General features: G+C 36.1%; 16 protein-coding genes, 1 tRNA gene, 1 pseudogene and 1 other annotated feature (1 of these 19 cut by a window edge). Of the genes and pseudogenes, 2 read left to right on the plus strand and 16 right to left on the minus strand.

Going from position 1 to position 18,260, the window contains the following annotated elements; translation table 11 throughout:
* Positions 1-22: 22 nt before the first annotated feature.
* The 14 genes and pseudogenes from HMPREF2813_RS02310 to epmB all read right to left on the minus strand — a co-directional run bounded on the left by HMPREF2813_RS02310 (position 23) and on the right by epmB (position 15,124).
* Positions 23-1,069 carry an AI-2E family transporter gene (locus HMPREF2813_RS02310; RefSeq protein ID WP_014550460.1) on the minus strand — a complete coding sequence of 349 codons (1,047 nt, stop codon included), beginning with the start codon at positions 1,067-1,069 and terminating at the stop codon, positions 23-25.
* On the minus strand, positions 1,069-1,407 hold the full coding sequence (gene glnB, locus HMPREF2813_RS02315) for a nitrogen regulatory protein P-II (RefSeq protein ID WP_005627040.1): 339 nt from the start codon (positions 1,405-1,407) through the stop codon (positions 1,069-1,071). Before glnB ends, HMPREF2813_RS02310 begins: the two co-directional genes overlap by 1 nt.
* Position 1,408: 1 nt before the next feature.
* A complete protein-coding gene (mog, locus tag HMPREF2813_RS02320; RefSeq protein WP_014550461.1) occupies positions 1,409-2,002 on the minus strand; it encodes a molybdopterin adenylyltransferase in 594 nt (197 codons plus the stop codon).
* An 82-nt stretch (positions 2,003-2,084) separates the two neighbouring features.
* Positions 2,085-2,441 (minus strand): diacylglycerol kinase, encoded by a 357-nt coding sequence (locus HMPREF2813_RS02325; protein ID WP_014550462.1) that lies wholly within the window; start codon positions 2,439-2,441, stop codon positions 2,085-2,087.
* A gap of 14 nt (positions 2,442-2,455) precedes the next feature.
* The gene (relA, locus tag HMPREF2813_RS02330; protein WP_041174600.1) at positions 2,456-4,687 is read right to left on the minus strand and encodes a GTP diphosphokinase; all 2,232 of its coding nucleotides are present in this window, start codon (positions 4,685-4,687) and stop codon (positions 2,456-2,458) included.
* 220 nt (positions 4,688-4,907) lie between these two features.
* Positions 4,908-5,489, minus strand: coding sequence for an HNH endonuclease (locus tag HMPREF2813_RS02335; RefSeq protein ID WP_005632178.1), 582 nt, complete (start codon positions 5,487-5,489; stop codon positions 4,908-4,910).
* Positions 5,490-5,494: 5 nt separating this feature from the next.
* Positions 5,495-6,112 (minus strand): hypothetical protein, encoded by a 618-nt coding sequence (locus tag HMPREF2813_RS02340; protein WP_005632180.1) that lies wholly within the window; start codon positions 6,110-6,112, stop codon positions 5,495-5,497.
* A gap of 15 nt (positions 6,113-6,127) precedes the next feature.
* Positions 6,128-8,413, minus strand: a complete 2,286-nt coding sequence (locus HMPREF2813_RS02345) for a sensor histidine kinase (RefSeq protein ID WP_014550464.1) — start codon at positions 8,411-8,413, stop codon at positions 6,128-6,130.
* Positions 8,414-8,427: 14 nt separating this feature from the next.
* Positions 8,428-9,855 (minus strand): Eco57I restriction-modification methylase domain-containing protein, encoded by a 1,428-nt coding sequence (locus HMPREF2813_RS02350; RefSeq protein WP_005686774.1) that lies wholly within the window; start codon positions 9,853-9,855, stop codon positions 8,428-8,430.
* Positions 9,856-10,193: 338 nt separating this feature from the next.
* A pseudogene (gene rlmD, locus HMPREF2813_RS02355) lies at positions 10,194-11,501 on the minus strand (23S rRNA (uracil(1939)-C(5))-methyltransferase RlmD); the annotation flags it as partial.
* On the minus strand, positions 11,501-12,211 hold the full coding sequence (recO, locus tag HMPREF2813_RS02360; RefSeq protein ID WP_005686772.1) for a DNA repair protein RecO: 711 nt from the start codon (positions 12,209-12,211) through the stop codon (positions 11,501-11,503). The pseudogene rlmD and the gene recO, both read right to left, overlap by 1 nt.
* 2 nt (positions 12,212-12,213) lie before the next feature.
* The gene (locus tag HMPREF2813_RS02365; protein ID WP_005686770.1) at positions 12,214-12,618 is read right to left on the minus strand and encodes an MliC family protein; all 405 of its coding nucleotides are present in this window, start codon (positions 12,616-12,618) and stop codon (positions 12,214-12,216) included.
* Between the two features lie 59 nt (positions 12,619-12,677).
* Positions 12,678-14,009: an opacity-associated protein OapA gene (gene oapA / locus HMPREF2813_RS02370; RefSeq protein ID WP_014550466.1), complete on the minus strand. Its 1,332-nt coding sequence runs from the start codon at positions 14,007-14,009 to the stop codon at positions 12,678-12,680.
* A gap of 98 nt (positions 14,010-14,107) precedes the next feature.
* Complete coding sequence (gene epmB / locus HMPREF2813_RS02375; protein ID WP_005686766.1) at positions 14,108-15,124, minus strand: EF-P beta-lysylation protein EpmB; 1,017 nt, start codon at positions 15,122-15,124, stop codon at positions 14,108-14,110.
* Between the two features lie 37 nt (positions 15,125-15,161).
* Between epmB and efp the strand changes: the two genes are divergently transcribed.
* A complete protein-coding gene (gene efp, locus HMPREF2813_RS02380) occupies positions 15,162-15,728 on the plus strand; it encodes an elongation factor P (protein ID WP_005544066.1) in 567 nt (188 codons plus the stop codon).
* A gap of 210 nt (positions 15,729-15,938) precedes the next feature.
* Positions 15,939-16,028, plus strand: a tRNA-Ser gene (locus tag HMPREF2813_RS02385).
* 51 nt (positions 16,029-16,079) lie between these two features.
* On the opposite strand, the gene priC is transcribed toward HMPREF2813_RS02385, so the two are convergent.
* Complete coding sequence (gene priC, locus HMPREF2813_RS02390) at positions 16,080-16,667, minus strand: primosomal replication protein PriC (RefSeq protein WP_014550467.1); 588 nt, start codon at positions 16,665-16,667, stop codon at positions 16,080-16,082.
* 32 nt (positions 16,668-16,699) lie between these two features.
* Positions 16,700-18,052, minus strand: a complete 1,353-nt coding sequence (locus HMPREF2813_RS02395) for a Na+/H+ antiporter family protein (protein WP_014550468.1) — start codon at positions 18,050-18,052, stop codon at positions 16,700-16,702.
* Positions 18,053-18,149: 97 nt separating this feature from the next.
* Positions 18,150-18,260 (minus strand) — a sequence feature (His leader region); it runs 11 nt beyond the window's last position.

Genomic DNA, 18,260 nt, shown 5'->3' on the forward strand with positions numbered 1-18,260 from the left:
ACCGCATTTTTATCTCTAAAATCTATTTGAAATCTTCGACATCCCCCAATAGACAGGCATATTTCGCTGTATTGGGACTGGACTCCAAGGCAATTTTTAATGCCATCGTCAAAGGAACAGACAGTAGCATTCCCACTGTTCCAAGTAACCATCCCCAAAACAATAATGAAAGGAACACCACTAAGGTTGAAAGCCCTAATCGTTGTCCCATCATTTTAGGCTCAATAATGTTACCGACAACCATATTGATCGCAATAACACCAATTGCCACGCCAAAGCCAATGCCAAAACCGTTCAGTAATAAGGCTTGCACAATAATCGGAATAGCCGCAATGATAGAACCAATATTCGGAATATAATTCAACAAGAAACTCAAGGTTGCCCACAAAATGGCATATTGAACGCCACAGGCTTCCAACAAAATAAATACCCCAACACCAGTCAGTAAGCTCGTGATGCTTTTAATTCCAAGATAACCAATTACGCCTTGCAAAACTCGGTCAATATGGCGTTCTTCTTTGGCTGCATCATGAGGAGTTGAACTAATCACCATAGCAAATTTATGTTTCATCGTTGGCGCTTCAGCAAGCATAAAAATCACGACCAACACTAAAACAAACACATTACTCACCACACCAGAGAAATTCAGCAATACTCGGCTCACAAAATTCATAATGATGCTTGGGTCAAAATTTTCTTGGATGGTTTCACGCGAAAGCGTGAAAGGCAAATTGAAACGTTGCGATAAAGCAGTCAAATCATTTATGCGTTGTGAAAGCAAAATTTTATATTGTGGAATAGATTGGGTAAATTCTCTTGCTGTGCTGTTAATCAACCCGACTAAGAAGAAAAATACCAAAGAAATCAAGACGAAAAGTAAAGTAATGGCTAACCAATGCGGGACGCGGCGTTGGGTCATCGCCTTAATCATCGGTGAGCAAATTATCGCGATAAATAGCGATAGCAAGAATGGCACGACAATTTCTGCCGCCAATTTTACGCCAGCTAAGATAATAATTACCGCAGCAATGCCAAGCAAAGTGCGGTGTAAATTTAAATTATTTTGCACTAAATCGCATCCTCGTTTTCTTCGCCCGTGCGAATGCGGATCGCTCGCTCAACGTTATAAACAAAAATTTTGCCGTCGCCGATTTTGCCTGTTTGTGCCGTTTCAATAATGGCTTCAATACATTGATCCACAAGCTCATCAGGAACTACCACTTCCAATTTCACTTTCGGCAGAAAATCCACCATATATTCCGCACCACGATAAAGTTCTGTATGACCTTTTTGGCGACCAAATCCGCGTACTTCCGTGATTGTCATACCTGAAATCCCAATATCTGAAAGACTTTCTCGCACATCGTCTAATTTAAAGGGTTTAATCATTGCTTCGATTTTTTTCATGCTATTTCTCCAGATTTTCACGTCTTGCAGATTTAGGACGGAAACTTTCGATGATTTCAGGCTTGGTATCAATATATAAGCCGTTAATCAGTTGCAAACAATAAGGCACCGCACTAAAAATGCCTTTTACAAGCACATTTCCCTCTTTATCTTTCACGCCCTCTAAGGTTTCTTTAATCGCTTTAGGCTGACCCGGAAGATTTAAAATCAGACTTTCCTTACGAATCACGCCCATTTGGCGGGATAAAATTGCGGTAGGCACAAAATGCAAACTCACTTGACGCATTTGTTCGCCAAAACCCGGCATTTCTCGATCTGCTACCGCAAGGGTGGCATCAGGCGTTACATCGCGTTTTGCTGGCCCTGTTCCACCAGTTGTCAGCACTAAATGACAACCTTGTTCATCCACCAGTTCTTTTAATGTTTGTTCAATAACTGGCTGTTCATCGGGAATTAATCTTGTTTCCAAATGGAAAGGATCGACAAGCGCTTGTTCTAACCAAGCCTGTAACTCTGGGATGCCTTGATCTTGATATACGCCTGCTGATGCACGATCTGAAACAGACACAAGACCAATTTTTAAAAGTGCGGTCATATTTTTCCTTATTTTTATAAATGATTTTGACGTGATTGAATAAATCAAAAATGCGGTAAAAACTTACCGCACTTTTGAAGGGCTAGAAGAATAAGATTCCGCCCCAAACGATACCGACAATACAAAGGGCAATAAATACCGATGCAGAACCTTGATCTTTCGCACGACCTGAAAGTTCGTGGCGTTCTGTACCAATGCGATCTACAACAGCCTCCACCGCACTGTTTAAAAGTTCTAACGCCATCACAAGCAAAACAGAAGAAATCATCAAGATAATTTCAATTTTTGTTTCGCCTAAAAAGAACGCAAGAGGAATTAAAATACAGGCAAGAAAACATTCGTGGCGAAAAGCCGTTTCATTTTTAAACGCACTTTTTAAGCCCTGTAATGAATATTTAGTGGAATTGATTAAATGAGTTAGCTCCTTTTTTTTATACATAAACTTTCCTATTTTTATAAACGTTTCGCTTCGATAACATCATCTAATTTTGCTAATCGAGCCAATATTTTACTTAAACTTTCAACATTATGGAGTTCAATTTCCATATCAATGGTAGCAAGCTGTTTTTTGGTATCAGCACGGCTTGAGACCCCTAATACGCTAATTTTTTCATTTGCCAGAACCGTCGTAATATCACGCAATAAGCCATTGCGATCCCCTGCCACAATACGGATATTAATATGGAAACCACTTGCGTAATTTTCGCCCCAAATTGATTCCACTATGCGTTCTGGATGAGCCGCTTGCAAATCTAAGAATTGTTCACAATCCGCTCGGTGAATAGAAATACCACGTCCCATTGTAATATAGCCAACAATCGCATCGCCTGGTATCGGCTGGCAGCAACGCGCAATATGATGCATAAGATTGTCCACACCCTCCACAATCACATAGCCATTGTTCTTTTCAGATTTCTGCTGAGAATTGACCGCACTTTTGTTAGCAACATGACGTAAAATTTCTTGATCAGCCTCTTCAGCAGTCACTTTAATCAATTTACTTTGCAAGAAATTGATTAAGTTATTTAAACGAATATCACCACTGCCAATGCCCGCATAAAGATCGTCCAAATTTTTCAAGTTATAGCGTGGTAACGCATAAGGTTCCACTTGCTTAATACTTAAATTCAAAAGCGCGAGTTCATTATCGAGTAATTCTTTACCCGCTGGAATATTTTTATCGCGATCTTGTTTTTTAAACCACGCTTGAATTTTGGCTCGAGATTTTGCGGTGTGAGTAAATCCTAAATTTGGGTTTAGCCAGTCACGGCTCGGGTTCGGATTTTTCTGGGTAATAATATCAATTTGATCGCCCATTTGTAGCTGATAGGTAAATGGCACAATACGCCCTGCCACTTTTGCCCCGATACAGCGATGACCAATTTCACTATGAATGGCATAAGCAAAATCTAATGGTGTAGATCCCGTTGGCAAATCCACCACTTCGCCCTTTGGCGTAAACACATATACACGGTCATCAAACACTTGGCTACGCAACTCTGCCATCACTTCGCCAGAATCCGTAATATCATCTTGCCAAGCTAACAATTTACGCAACCACGCAATTTTTTCTTCATAGGCAGACATACTGCCTGTATTGCCTTCTTTATATTTCCAGTGTGCCGCCATACCTAACTCTGCATCATCATGCATTTGTTGGGTTCGAATTTGTACTTCAATTGGCTTGCCACCTTTACCTAAAACAACAGTATGAATAGATTGATAACCGTTCGGTTTCGGGTTAGCTACATAATCGTCAAATTCTTTGGGTAAGTGTTTAAATTGAGTATGAACAATCCCAAGTGCGGTGTAACAATCTTGCAATTTTTGCACGATAATTCTGACCGCTCTTACATCATATAAACCGCTGAACTCAAGATTCTTTTTCTGCATTTTGCGCCAAATGCTGTAAATATGTTTCGGACGGCCGTACACTTCCACTTGTTTGATATTTTCACGTAAATAACTGCTCAACTCACTGACGAAATCAGCAATGTAATGTTCACGATCAAGACGACGTTCCTGTAATAATTTAGCAATAGCGCGATATTGTTCAGGATGGAGATAACGGAAGCAGTAATCTTCTAACTCCCATTTCAACTGACCAATTCCAAGACGATTGGCAAGAGGGGCATAAATATAAGAACATTCTTTGACGGCAAGGACTTTGTCTTCCTCTGCACAACGATGCTCTGCATCACGCAAGAAAGTAATACGTTCGGCAAGTTTGATGATCACGCAGCGGAAATCGTCCACCATCGCCAACAACATACGGCGAACATTATCCACTTGCAGAGCGTTAGCGGAATGACTGGCATTAAGTTGGCGAATATTATCCATCTCCAACACGCCTTTAAGTAATTTAGTAATTTTCGCACCAAATTTTTCTTTTAGACTTTCCCAGTCTGTTAATTTATTTGCAACAATAGGAAACAACATGGCAGTAAGCAATGTTTCCGCATCCATATTAAGTTCGTGCAAAATTTCTACCATTTCCACGCCAGACTGCAGCATTAAGGTCGCATTCTTCATTTCATCGGGGTAGGCATTCATTAAATCACGTGCGTAATACCACGCATCGATCAAACTTTTTTCTGTTTGTTCTGCTAGTTTTAAGCCAGTGCACCATTGTTCAATCACAAAATTCTGCGGATTTAACAAATGAGAACCACGAACAGCAACCATAATACCCCCTTGTTGATGAAGAGCAAGCAACTTCCTGTTGCTTCTATTTTGGGCGGACATTGTACCGAATAATCGAGTTATTTTGTAGTGAATAAGGTTATCGATTCCACATATCGTATATACACTAATATATCAACATTTGTTTTTATATAAATTTATATCATGATACATCATCAATTTCATAGCTTTAATGGCTAGTCAAAACTGCAATCATATCTGATTACTCTTTTTTTTCGAATAATATTTTCTTCAACTCCTCTATAGCCTTATCTAATTCTAAATATTTTATCAATTCCTCTGATGTGAGCTTATCCTTGATTTTCAGTAAATTTTCCTTTGCATTAATCAATTGACTAATTTTCCATATTTCCTTCATCGGCCGTATATCAAACCTAAACGCATTCTTATACATATATTCTCCAACATTTGTATAGAATTCAATATTACCATCTTTATCTCTGCCTAAATGTAAGTCATACTCTTTTAATGCCGGATCTACAAATCCAACATTTCCATCATTGGGTTTATCTTTATTTTTTGTTGGCCATTTGCCAAGTTTCTTTCTATTGCATGTGAAACAAGAATATACTAAATTTGAATAATCAAGTTTTCTACTTGAATCTATTCTATCTGGAACGAAATGATCTGGTTCAAAACCTTTTGTTGTAACCTCTTCAGGTTTACCACAATAACCGCATATATGTTTAAAGTCTTCTCTCAACTGAGGAACATATTTTTTATAGTCATTTTCTTGATTTACACCAATGCTTCTACTAATTTCATTTTCTCCATGTATTCGCATAACTTTTACCTGTTTTCGACTTTCTCTACCAAAATATTTACTCTTCCAAGTATTTCATCAATTTTCTGATTAACTTCGCTACTTAAAAGCTGAATTGGCAAGTCATCTACTTCACCATATGCGCGTAATAATTTATACAGATCTATAAATTGTTCCTCTTCTATTGCTGATATAGAACCATTTTTCTTTGCTTTGAGCAGTTCCTCATAGTCGATATGATATTTACGTAACCTATTTTCAAAAACATCAACAGCCTGTTTGATTTTTTTTACAAATTCTTCTATATCATCTGCAGCTAAAACATTTCTATCTTCAATCAAATTTATAATTACTAAATTCTCACGTATTGATTCTTCAGGGTAATTAGTTAATATTAAGCATGGTAAATCAGGGACTTTCGCATTTATGTAAGCAATTAATTCAGTTCCCAAAAACTTAAATTTATTGTTAAGTTTATAGTCTATAATAAAACATTTAATACCATTAGATAAAAGCCACTCTATCATTTCTGGCATTTCAGTAATGCCATTTGGATATAGTAATTCAATATCTTTTCTTGCTAAACGTACTCGATAATCCTCATATGAATCTTGATCATCATCAATAAATCCTATTCTATACATGTCAGTCCTCCACTTCTATTTCTTTATTAATTTTATAGTGGCATAGAATCCAGAAGTATATTTCGAATTATAGGATAAATCTATACTTCCATTATAGTCAGCAACAGTTCTATTTATAATCCACATCCCCATACCAGTGCCAATAGTTTCTCCCATTTCATTTCTTCTATCACTTTCCATAGGTTCTAATATTTTCCTTGGATTATTTTTATAGGCAAGAGATAACCCTCGTCCAGAATCGCTGTATTTGATAATAATTTCTTTTTCTAAGTCAGATACTACAATTTTTATACTCTTATTGTCTGAAAAATAGGATTCAAAAGAACTAACACTATTAGCAATCAGATTACTAAAAATGCTTTCAATATCATAAGGAAAACATTTTAATTGTATTTCTGATCCTTGAAATTCTAAATCTATTGAAACGTTTTTAAGTGTTTCTTTCCATAACTTTACAGTCTGTGATATCAGAAGATTTAAATCTGTTTTTTTCATAGTTCTTTTATCACGTGTTACAGAACCTATTGTTACCTTGAACCATGAATTTAATGATTCTCTCATTACATTAGCTTCAGTTACATATTTTAACCCAGCTTGCAAGTCACTATCTAATTCCAAAGCTTCTTTAGCCATAACAATCTTTCTGCTTAGCTTATGAGTTATATCTTTAATTTCGTGGACATAAGTGTTAGTGACTATACCCGTTGTAGCTAATGTTCTTAGCAATCTATTCTCATCTTCTAAGTTTCTAATAACTGTATCTTTATGATCTAAAACAATTTTAGCCTCTTCTGGATTTATTGAGATTTTAGATAATTGTAGCTCTTGATTAAAATCCTTGCTATCACTTAAAAATTTCTTCTCTTCTCTTGCTGCTTTTGCTTCTTCTGCCTTCTTATTAATTTCATCTTGTATCCTTGCAGCTTCCATTATTTTATCATAGCGAGCATCTAACTTACGAAAAACATATTGTCTGTCTTTTTCAAATTCCTGAATCACATTAATTAAAAATTCTTTTAACAATATGAATTCCTTTGTTTCTACAATACCTTCTCTGTTGGATTGATCTGGTAATGTAATATTCATACGAGAAATAAAAATTGATCCAATTATTTGATCAGTATTAACACGCCATGCGCCTGTTTGGTGGGAAGGTGCAGCAGGGGATTTGTTTTTTCTACCCGCTATCAGTAGCCAATCATAATCAGATGTTTTAGGTTCTCCATAAGGCCTCACCCTAAAACCATCTCTATATATTTTAATTCCTCCAAAAATATCGCTTTTAATATTACGATTATTAGATGTTTTGTAGAAATATCTTTCTGCATCTGTTTTGGAATAAGTCACCTTTTCAAAATACAAAACTCCAGAAAATTCTCCTATCGTATTTTTCAACTGCTCCCCACGTTTTGGTAACATCTGCGCAAAGTTTGTTTCTATACAAATACATTTTCCTTTAAAATACTGTTCATCTTCTGAGGTGAATTCAGCTTGTGTAATTATTTCATCAAATCTATCTCCAAAGTCAAATTCATTTCTATGTATCTCAATATGAGTGTCTCCATCACTTAGAACATTAAATCTGATTTTATAATCATAAGAAAAAGCATTTGTAATATTTAATACCTCCGCATCTTCGGCAGAACTTTTTTCATCAAAAAAATATACTTGAAATTCATTTTTCATTTCATATGGTATTAATGTTATTAAATCGTCCTTGATTTTTTTTATAACATTATCATTCCATGAGTCTCTTAAAGAAGTTAACCTAAAAATAGTTCCCGTGTTTTTTAAGTTATTTAATATTATATTTTTTACTTCGTAATTTATAACTTCATCAAGAAACCCATCTATTGATAAAGTTGGTTCATATAAATCTGCTGTTACATCTGTAATATTATCACTCTTTGAAAAATCCTCCCAATCAACCTTCCAAATTAACTTTCCTTCCGCAGAAACAGTAAACATTTCACATGTATCAGATATCCTGTCTAAAGCAAACCTTCCAATTCCTTTTGCTCCAGTTTGTACTCGACCTGATTTACTAATAAATTGTTTCTTTTTTGTCGATCTTCCAATAGTCATCCAATGTTTTATAATGACATCCTTTGTCATACCGCAGCCATTGTCTGCGATATATAACGAATTAGTTGTTTTTTCATAATACAAGACACAAATCGTAGCATCTGCATCATATGTGTTTTTAACTAATTCAATTATGGCACCGTTTAATTTTGATACATTTTCTCGTCCTATTAAACGAGCTGTATAAGCATCTACATTGAATGATATCTTCGCCATGGTTATTTCCCTTCCTAATCCAAAGTATATTCAAAATTCATAACATCTCTTGCTGTAATCCTCATTGTTGTTCCACTAGCATTAATCCCTATATCATAAACATAATTTAAAAAATCATCACTTTTCAAAATCTTTTCTGCAATTTCTAATGACAAATCTCCTTTTTGATATATACATATCCCAGAATATGGAACTTGATTTCGAGAAATGTGATGTATTTTAACTTCTTCTGTTATCAAAGTAGATAACAATAACTTTTCTTGATTAAGACGACTTAATGCCTGTGATCTTCCAAACTCAAACCATTTTGCATTTTCATCTTTATCACGCTTATTTAATTTTTCAATAAAAAATTTTAAATAGCTGTATGCTCCTGGAAATTCTTGTATAAACCCTAATTCCTCATAACGCAATATATTATTATCTCTATAAGAATATGGAAAAATCAAAAATTCTTTTCGGCCATACTGTAATGATCGTGGGCTAACAGCCTCTCTTAATATCGTTTTTTCAATTTTATATCCATTAACCAATATATATTCATCACACTCTTCATATTTTTTTAGTATAAATACTTCATTTAATAACGTGGCAATAGGACACATCGCATTAAAATCATCACCAAATTTTCTTTTCTTGTTTTCTTTAGCAACTTCTTTTTTTCTGAAAATCCACTTATGCGTTAAATTATTTTTATGCATTTTTATTTCTCGCTTTTTCACCTTATCTACATATCGGATATCGTTATTGTGCTGTGTACCATTACAAATAATAATAGCAGACGAAGTTAATTTATTTTCAAATAGTTTTTCTGTTGTATAATCAACTATTACTGATAAATGAGGTAACATAAAAACGCGCAATCTATCTGCAAATCTATTCTTAAAAATGTTATTAGGAATCAGATAAGCCAATTTACCATCATCTGCTAATGCTTTAATAGATCTTTCAATAAAAGCATAATAATAGTCTGGTTTCCCTTCTGAACAAACTGTAAAATTTTTTTTAATAAAAGATCTTGTAGTTTTATTCAGATCTGAATATGTTATATACGGCGGATTTCCAATAATAAAGTCAAATTTTTCACTAATAAAGCTTTTCAAAAAATCATTCTGAACAATATTCCATTTAACATAATCAATGTTATATTTTTGTGCTACCTTATTTAAATTATCTATACAATTTGTTTTGTGTTTTTCATCTATTTCATTTCCATATATATCATTTTCCAATCCATAGATTATCTTATTTTTAGTAAAATTTTGTTTTAAGCAATCTACTATATATCTATCAACAATTTCAACGAGAAAAGCTCCATCACCACAAGAATTTTCTAGGACCTTTTTCCCATATAGCTTTTCTATATATCCAGCTTGATTTAATATCTCAATGACAATATTGCGAGGAGTAAATACCTGACATTCAACATTAATACTTTCCATACATTCACTCTCCTTTACCATATAATTTTTAACTTGAATTAGTATCTTTTCTATTAGATCATCTTAAAATGCCTTAAAGCATCCATGATAGCTTCCTCTTTTTCCGGTGTGCATTGTGGAATAACTTGTTTCTCTTTTTTTGATTTATTATAATGCTCCCTTAATTCAATACCACATTTCTTTTTAATCTGTGCAATATAGAGTGTCGAAACCTTTAAATTGAATTTTTCCAATATATATTCTTTGATTTGTGCATAAGTAGCCTTGCTTTCAGCACTTGTCAAATCAAGCTCATCCAGCTTAATTTCAACATCTATATGCTTATCGACATCGAGTTTGGACAATAGTACTACCGTCTCCAAATGCCCCGTATGAGGGAACATATCTATCACCGCACTTTTTTCAATCTTGTAGCCAAAATCACATAAAATTTCCGCATCGCGCACTAATGTTGCAGGATTACAAGACACATATAAAATTTTCTCTGCTTTCAGCTCGCACAAAGCATTTAACGCGAAAGCTGCGCCACTGCGTGGAGGATCAAGCAAAATTTTATTGAACGACTGATTATCCCAAGGTTGTTCAACAAAGGATTGGTCAAGATCGGCTTGGAAAAATTCAATATTTTTGATTTGGTTTCTTGCGGCATTTTGCGCCGCTTTTTGTACCATTTCAAAAACGCCTTCAATTCCTACCGCACTTTTCACGCGTTTGGCAAGAGGAAGCGTAAAATTTCCCATGCCGCAAAATAAATCTAGCACGCAATCTTGTTGGCTCAATTCAAGCCAATCCAACGCTGTATTGACCATACGTTCATTTAATGCACGATTTACTTGAATAAAATCACGAATATCAAAATGTAATTTTATGCCATCAGAAAATTGATAATAAGGCGCATCGCCATAGATTTGTTCAATGCCTTTGTCGCTTTGTAAAAACAGCATTAACTTTTCTTGTTCAGCAAATTTGAGCAATAAAGTGCGGTCAATTTCCGCAAGGTTTTTCGTGTAACGTAACAACATTGCGACGCCATTATCGGCAGCCACCAATTCAATATGCCCAAGCTGTTTCGGTGCTGAAAATTTTTCTAAAAGTGCGGTTAATTTAGGCAGTAAATAATTAATTGCAGGTTCTGCTACTTCGCAAGATTGAACGGGTATTAAATCGTTGGTATTTTTCTGACGAAAGCCCATGTCGATTTGTTTTGTGTTTGGATTAAACCATAAACTCAAACGCACACGACGACGATACGCCCAAGCATCGCCGCAAATCATAGGTTGAAATGAAATCGGTTCTGACTGTAATTTGCTTAATCGTTTAAACAATGCAGATTCTTTCGCTTTTCTCTGCATTTCAATAGGAATATGCTGTCCTTGGCAACCACCACAACGCATAAAATGAGCACATTTAGGTTCTAAACGTTCAGAACTTTTTACTCGCCATTTTTTTGCCGTAGCATGCCCATATTGGCGTTTATCCTCCAGAATACGACATTCCACTTTTTCGTGCGGCAGCGCATTTTCAATAAACCAAGTTTTACCATTAATTTTCGCCACGCCTAAACCTTGATAATCTAAATCAAGAATATCAGCCGTAATGGTTTGAACATTGTTTGTTTTTTGCTTTGGGGTATAAAGAAGAACCATTATTTTAAAAGTAAAATATTTTGAGTGAATAACTCTCGGCTTTTTAATGGTTTATCGCCAAGATAAGGTTTCAGCGCAATACGAGTGAAGCGTTTTGCTGCTTGACGTACCGCATCATCGGAAAAATCAAGGGCTTCAAAGGCTAACAAATCTCTACCGTAAAACGTGAGATTATCTTTCACTAAAGACGCAACGAAACCTTTTTCCTCACGATAACGGTATGTCATTGAGAAATCCACTGGCTCGCCAGAACCAGCACAATGCAGAAAATCCACGCCGTAACCGAGAATTTGTAAAAGTTGAAATTCAAAAAGACGCAACGTTGGCTCAACGTTAGTTTCCGTTGCCAAGCCAGTTAAGCATTTTAAATAATGTTGAAAAAGCGCAGGATTTGGAGTTTCAGACTCAATAACACGAGTGAGTAATTCATTTACATAAAATCCACTATAAAGGGCGATTTGTTGTAAAGGCAGTGTAATTGCGGCGGGTTCAGCTTTAGTGAGGGTTTTCAATGTGCTTTTTCCCGTCCAACGCAACAATAAAGGTGTGAAAGGTTGCAAAACCGATTTCCAAGATGAACGCTTTGCGCGCGCCCCTTTTGCAATCACGGTTAAACGTCCACTTTCTTCAGTGAATAAATCCACCAATAAGCTCGTTTCACTATAAGGGCGACGATGCAAAACAAAACCACGTTGAAGTTCGCTTTGCACGATTATTGTCCAGATAAGCGTTCACTTGTTTGTGACACACATTGCGTTGCTAAAATTTCGCCAAGATTTGTTTTTAGCGTACTGAAATCATCACGCTCTTGCCACATCCAACGAATATTAGCGTAATTTTTTCCACGTTCAGAAATCATTAAGGTTAGTTTTTCTGATACGCCTTGAAAAGTGACGGTAACATAATGCAAATTTTTTTTGTATTTTTTATGCGTGGCGTGTACAACACGAACAACTTTATCATCTTGACATAAATATCGGTCAGCTTCGCCTTTTTGTAAGGCTTTATCCACTTTTTCTACTTGCATTTTTTGCGCTTGGGGCGTTGTCACATTCGCATTTTGTGCACAGCCAACCAGCAAAAGTGCGGTAAAAATAAGAGATGTTTTTTTCAACATAAATCCTACCTTGAGAAAAGAACTTAAAAAGAAAAAGGGGCGATTGCTCGCCCAAAAAATTATTTTTTATATTGATAAGAACCATCAGACTGACGAACAAAACGCGCGCCATTAGATAAACGCATTTCATTTACTCGCCCTTGATTATTCACAGATACCGTTACTTTATCGCCAGATTTAAAGCTACTTAAAACATTTCCCGCCCCTGCCGCTTTGCTCATTGCGTTTACATCGGAAATATTAAGTTGATTATCACGGAAGACTTGCATCAGTGAAACACCTTTCGGCACAGTTAATGTTTTTGCAGCAAGGCGAGAAGCTGTAGATTTACTCACAGGTTTTGCATCAACGATTTGAACTTTCTTTTCTTTTTTAACTTGAACAGGTTTGGCTTCAACAATCGGTGCTTTTCCTGCGGTTTTAGCGACGCTTTGTTCCGTTGCTTTTGATGGAGCCTGTGCTTTCTCTGCCACTTTCACTTCTTTTTTCGCTGTATCTTTATGCACAACTTGTGGCTCTACCGCTTTTTTCATCGGCTGAACAGGCACGGTTGGTTTTGGCTGTTCTGCTTGCGTTTGTACAGGTTGCATTTGAGGTTGTTCCGCTTGAGCTGGTGGCATAGGCATAACAGATGCCGCAGCCATTTCATTTGGCATTTGACTTGGAGCTTGAACAACATTTTGTTGCATTGGCGTATTTTCTACTGATTGGTTTTGAGCCGTCGTATTATTCGCCGCTTCCTCTGCTTTTGGCGCAGATTCAGGTTGGTTGGCTTGCTCTGCAGCCATTTGATTTTGTGCAGGAGGATTATCTAAAATCGTGGTTTCCACTGGCTGACTTTGATCTAACGATTGGAACTGCACAGGAATTTCATTGCTGTTAGATTGAGTAAAAGACTCAACGGTGTCAGAACTTGGTTTTAATGCGAAGAAAATAATCAATAAAATCACCAACACAAAAATAGCCATAAATAAACGGCGATGTTTTGCTGGCAATACTTGTAATATTTTCCATTTTTCTGGTTGAGCTAAAATAGGTTTTTCAGCCTTTTCGACGGGTTCATCCGCGTTATTTTCAGCACTGATTTCTTCATCAACCGCAGAAATATTTTCTTCTGTGGAAGAAGTTTGAAGAACAGGCTTTTGCACTGTTTTCAAATTTTCACTCGGAATTAAAGGATCATTTTCTTGCGTTGATGAATTGCCAAAAGTAGGTTCTTTACGTTGCTGAAAGTTAGTTTGCACGTGATTTTTTTTGGCAAATAACCCTTTTGTTTTACCTAAAATTGACGAACTTGGCTGAATTGTTTTCTTTGGTGTAATTGGCTCTTGACTAAGCCCTAAATCTAATTCATTTTGAGATGATTGTTCATTTTTATCCATAGAATTCACTGGATTGCCTCTGATGCTTGTTCTTATTCATATTAATTAGCCACAAAATTGAGAAGCCCAAAAGTGCGGCGAAAAAATTATGTGTATTTTATCGGATCTTATTCTGCGTATAAAGTCTTATTTGGCTCGCCCGCAATTTCTCGTGCAAGTTTAGGAACAAGATAGCCAGATGTCAGAGATTGCAAGGTTTTATAGATTTGCATAGCTTCAATATCGCTAATCAGAAAATGGCTCGCCCCTTGCACTTTATCCAGCAAATGCAAGTAATAAGGCAAAATGCCTGTTTGAAAAAGTTTATCGCTCAATATTTTTAGAATTTGCGCATCATCATTCACGCCTTTTAGCAAAACAGATTGATTCAAAAGCGTGACATTCACGGCATTTAATTTTTGCATCGCATGAGCAAAAATTTGATCAATTTCATTCGGATGATTAATGTGTGTCACCATAACTGTTTGCAAACGACTTTCTGCTAATAAAGTGCAAAATTCATCAGTAATCCGTTGCGGAATCACAACAGGCAAACGGGTGTGAATACGCAAACGCTGTAAGTGCGGTATGTTTTCCAAATGTTTTATTAACCACGCTAATTCGTGATCTTTCGCCATTAAAGGATCGCCACCTGAAAAAATCACTTCTTCAATTTCAGGATGCACCGCAATGTAATCTAACGCCAGTTGCCAGCTTTTTTTATTTCCTGGGTTTTCATCGTAAGGAAAATGTCGGCGGAAGCAATAACGACAATTCACCGCACAACCGCCTTTTGCCATAAAGAGCAAGCGGTTTTGATATTTATGAAGAATATTTGGCACCGCATTGGCATTTTTTTCTTCTAAGGGATCCGTACTAAATCCCTCCGCTTGCACAAACTCTAAATCAGAACACATCACTTGCAAGAAAAGGGGATCTTGCGGATTGCCTTTTTCTATTTTATCAATGAAAGGTTGTGGCACACGAAGAGAAAAAAGTTTCCGCGCAGCAATGGATTGCTCAAAATCATCTTCTGGTAAATTTAAGGCTTTTAGCAATAATTTAGGATCTGAAATGGCATTTTTTAGAATTGTGAGCCAATTTTGTTCTTCTCTAATGACGGGTTCTTGGGTTAAAATACGCACTTTTCAAACCATCTCTCATTTTTAGGATATTTCAAATATGGCTACATATACTACCAGTGATTTCAAACCAGGTCTAAAATTTATGCAAGACGGTGAACCTTGTGTCATCGTTGAAAATGAATTTGTAAAACCAGGCAAAGGTCAGGCATTCACTCGTACTCGTATTCGTAAATTAATTTCAGGCAAAGTATTAGATGTAAACTTTAAATCTGGCACTTCGGTTGAAGCGGCTGATGTTATGGATCTTAACTTAACTTATTCATACAAAGACGATGCATTCTGGTACTTTATGCACCCAGAAACATTTGAACAGTACTCTGCAGATGCAAAAGCCGTAGGTGATGCAGAAAAATGGTTATTAGACCAAGCAGATTGTATCGTGACTTTATGGAATGGTGCGCCAATTACTGTTACGCCACCAAACTTTGTTGAATTAGAAATCGTCGATACAGACCCAGGTCTTAAAGGCGATACCGCAGGCACTGGCGGTAAACCTGCAACATTAAGCACTGGTGCAGTCGTAAAAGTGCCTCTTTTCGTCCAAATCGGCGAAGTTATCAGAGTTGATACCCGCTCTGGCGAATACGTCTCTCGCGTAAAATAATTGTTTAGATGACAAAAGTGCGGTTAATTTCTGCGATATATTGTAGTAATAAAAAGCACTGAAATTCATTCAATAAAAATGCCTTTCCGTTCATAAATAGGAAAGGCATTTTTTATAAGCTGTGGTAAAAATAATCACTTGATAAAAATGAGATTATTTCTACTTGACGGTTTTTATTAGAGAACGTATTATTCACGCGCATTAAATCACGGAGGAATGGTCGAGTGGTTGAAGGCACCGGTCTTGAAAACCGGCGAGGGTTTACGCCCTCCTAGGGTTCGAATCCCTATTCCTCCGCCATCAATTTTTACGAGCTAACTAATTCGGAAGAATTAGTTTTTTTATTTCTAATCATTTGTTTTCCGTATTTTCACGGTTTTCCACTTCTTCTTTAAACACCAAATATTCTTCTAAAAGATCGATTGCATCTTGGCATTTTTGCTGGCGTTTTTTATAAACTTCTGCAAGTTGAGCATAACGTATTTTTTCATCATTATTTTTTTCAGCTTGTGCTAAATCTTTATGCTGTCGATAAAGATTATTCAATTGTTCTCGTGCTTCGTAATATTTTTCTAGGCGTTCTCTTGGTGGTAATTTATGAATGCTATGTTGAGATTTTTTTTGCGACTGCGGTGGAATGGAGTTCGTGTTAATGATAAAAGGCTTATTTTTATGCGTGAGTGCTTCTGATAGCGCAGTACATTGGGCAAGTAAGCGTTTGGTAATGAAGATGTAATGATCAGGATTTTCAGATTGTAGGGATTTTATTTTATCAAGGGTTTGATTAATTTCCTTTAGATAAAAGGCAACAGTTTGTCCGTTTTCACTAAATAAAGTGCGGTCAAATTTGGCGAAGATTTTTTCTTCTTGTGGCAAGTTGCTCTGATAAAGTTGTTGAACTTTTTGATCTAAGCGTTGGATAAGTTGTTGAACAGTCATAAAAAAATCCCCCAAGTGGGGGATTATAATCGTTAAAGGTACATTGCTGCAATCCAGCCGAATACCAATAATGGAATATTATAGTGAATAAAGGTAGGTACAACAGAATCCCAAATGTGATCGTGTTTGCCATCCATATTCAAGCCTGATGTTGGGCCTAATGTTGAGTCTGATGCGGGCGAACCTGCATCTCCTAAAGCCGCCGCTACACCTACAATAGAAATTGTTGCTAACGGAGAAAAACCAAAAGATAAACAGAGTGGTACGTAAATTGATGTAATAATCGGTACTGTAGAGAATGATGATCCAATACCCATTGTAATTAATAAACCAACGACAAGCATTAATAATGCGGCAATACCTTTACTTTGCACAACACCAGAACTTAGGCTTTGTACTAAATCTGTTACGCCAGTGGTGGCATTAATCACATTTGCAAAACCTGAAGCAGCAATCATTACAAAGCCAATCATTGCCATTAAGCGTAAGCCTTGTTGAAAAATATCGTTGCTTTCTTTTAGTTTGAAAATGCCACATAGTGCGAAAATAATTAAGCCAATTAAACCGCCAATGATAGTTGAACTTGTGACTAATTGTGTCGCGAAGGTCACGACAATCGCGATTAAACTTGCAACAATTTGTTTTGGTTTAATATTAGCAATGTGAGCTTCAATATCTTTAGTTGTTGGTTCTTCAACATTGATATTGTATTCACGTGGTTTACGGTAGGTAATAAATACGGCTGTGAGTAAGCCTAAAATCATTCCAATAACAGGTAACAACATTGCTAAAGAAACTTGCGCTACATTTGTTTGTAAACCTAAGGTCGCACCTACTTGATTAATGTTTTTAACTAAAATACTTTCGATAAAGATTTTTCCAAAGCCCACTGGTAATAACATATAGGTAGCAGTTAAACCAAATGTAAGTACGCAAGCTACTGCACGGCGATCAATTTTTAAACGGTTAAAGATTGAAAGCAGCGGTGGTACAACGATTGGAATAAAGGCAATATGCACTGGAAGTAAGTTTTGAGAAGATATGGCAAACAATGCCAACACCGCAAAAATGAAATATTTGAACCAAGTTAAATTGCCAGCAGTTGGTGTTTTATTCATTTTTGTGATGATTTTATAAGCGATTAAATCAGTAATACCTGATTTAGAAATAGCAATGGCGAACGCACCAAGCATTGCATAGTTCATTGCGACTTCAGCACCGCCACCTAAGCCACCTGTAAAGGTTTCGATGGTTTTAGTTAAACCTAAATCACCGATAAATCCTGCGGTAAGCGCAGCAATCACCAGTGCGATAATAACGTTGATGCGTAGCAAACTAAGTGCCAGCAAAACGATGATTGAGATAACAACAGGGTTTGATAACATTGTGTTTTTCCTTGTAAATTAAATGATAAATACTTTACTTTAAAATTTTTATTGAATAAAGAATAACGCTAAATTAATGCCTCCTATATCGTAAATAAAACAAAACCCCTCGAAAGTTGCCTTCCGAGGGGTAAGATTTTTATTATCCTGTCAGCTCGGAAGAAATCTTCCAAGCACACCAAAAACCTGAAAGATTATTCAGTTGAAT

The sequence above is a fragment of the Haemophilus sp. HMSC066A11 genome (genome assembly GCF_001811665.1).
GTDB lineage: Bacteria > Pseudomonadota > Gammaproteobacteria > Enterobacterales > Pasteurellaceae > Haemophilus > Haemophilus influenzae.

What these genes read in the sequence shown, in the direction of transcription:
- glnB (WP_005627040.1), bottom strand. Translation starts at nt 1,407, where the DNA reads ATGAAAAAAATCGAAGCAATGATTAAACCCTTTAAATTAGACGATGTG.
- mog (WP_014550461.1), bottom strand. Translation starts at nt 2,002, where the DNA reads ATGACCGCACTTTTAAAAATTGGTCTTGTGTCTGTTTCAGATCGTGCA.
- HMPREF2813_RS02325 (WP_014550462.1), bottom strand. Translation starts at nt 2,441, where the DNA reads ATGTATAAAAAAAAGGAGCTAACTCATTTAATCAATTCCACTAAATAT.
- relA (WP_041174600.1), bottom strand. Translation starts at nt 4,687, where the DNA reads ATGGTTGCTGTTCGTGGTTCTCATTTGTTAAATCCGCAGAATTTTGTG.
- HMPREF2813_RS02335 (WP_005632178.1), bottom strand. Translation starts at nt 5,489, where the DNA reads ATGCGAATACATGGAGAAAATGAAATTAGTAGAAGCATTGGTGTAAAT.
- HMPREF2813_RS02340 (WP_005632180.1), bottom strand. Translation starts at nt 6,112, where the DNA reads ATGTATAGAATAGGATTTATTGATGATGATCAAGATTCATATGAGGAT.
- HMPREF2813_RS02345 (WP_014550464.1), bottom strand. Translation starts at nt 8,413, where the DNA reads ATGGCGAAGATATCATTCAATGTAGATGCTTATACAGCTCGTTTAATA.
- HMPREF2813_RS02350 (WP_005686774.1), bottom strand. Translation starts at nt 9,855, where the DNA reads ATGGAAAGTATTAATGTTGAATGTCAGGTATTTACTCCTCGCAATATT.
- HMPREF2813_RS02365 (WP_005686770.1), bottom strand. Translation starts at nt 12,618, where the DNA reads ATGTTGAAAAAAACATCTCTTATTTTTACCGCACTTTTGCTGGTTGGC.
- efp (WP_005544066.1), top strand. Translation starts at nt 15,162, where the DNA reads ATGGCTACATATACTACCAGTGATTTCAAACCAGGTCTAAAATTTATG.
- priC (WP_014550467.1), bottom strand. Translation starts at nt 16,667, where the DNA reads ATGACTGTTCAACAACTTATCCAACGCTTAGATCAAAAAGTTCAACAA.
- HMPREF2813_RS02395 (WP_014550468.1), bottom strand. Translation starts at nt 18,052, where the DNA reads ATGTTATCAAACCCTGTTGTTATCTCAATCATCGTTTTGCTGGCACTT.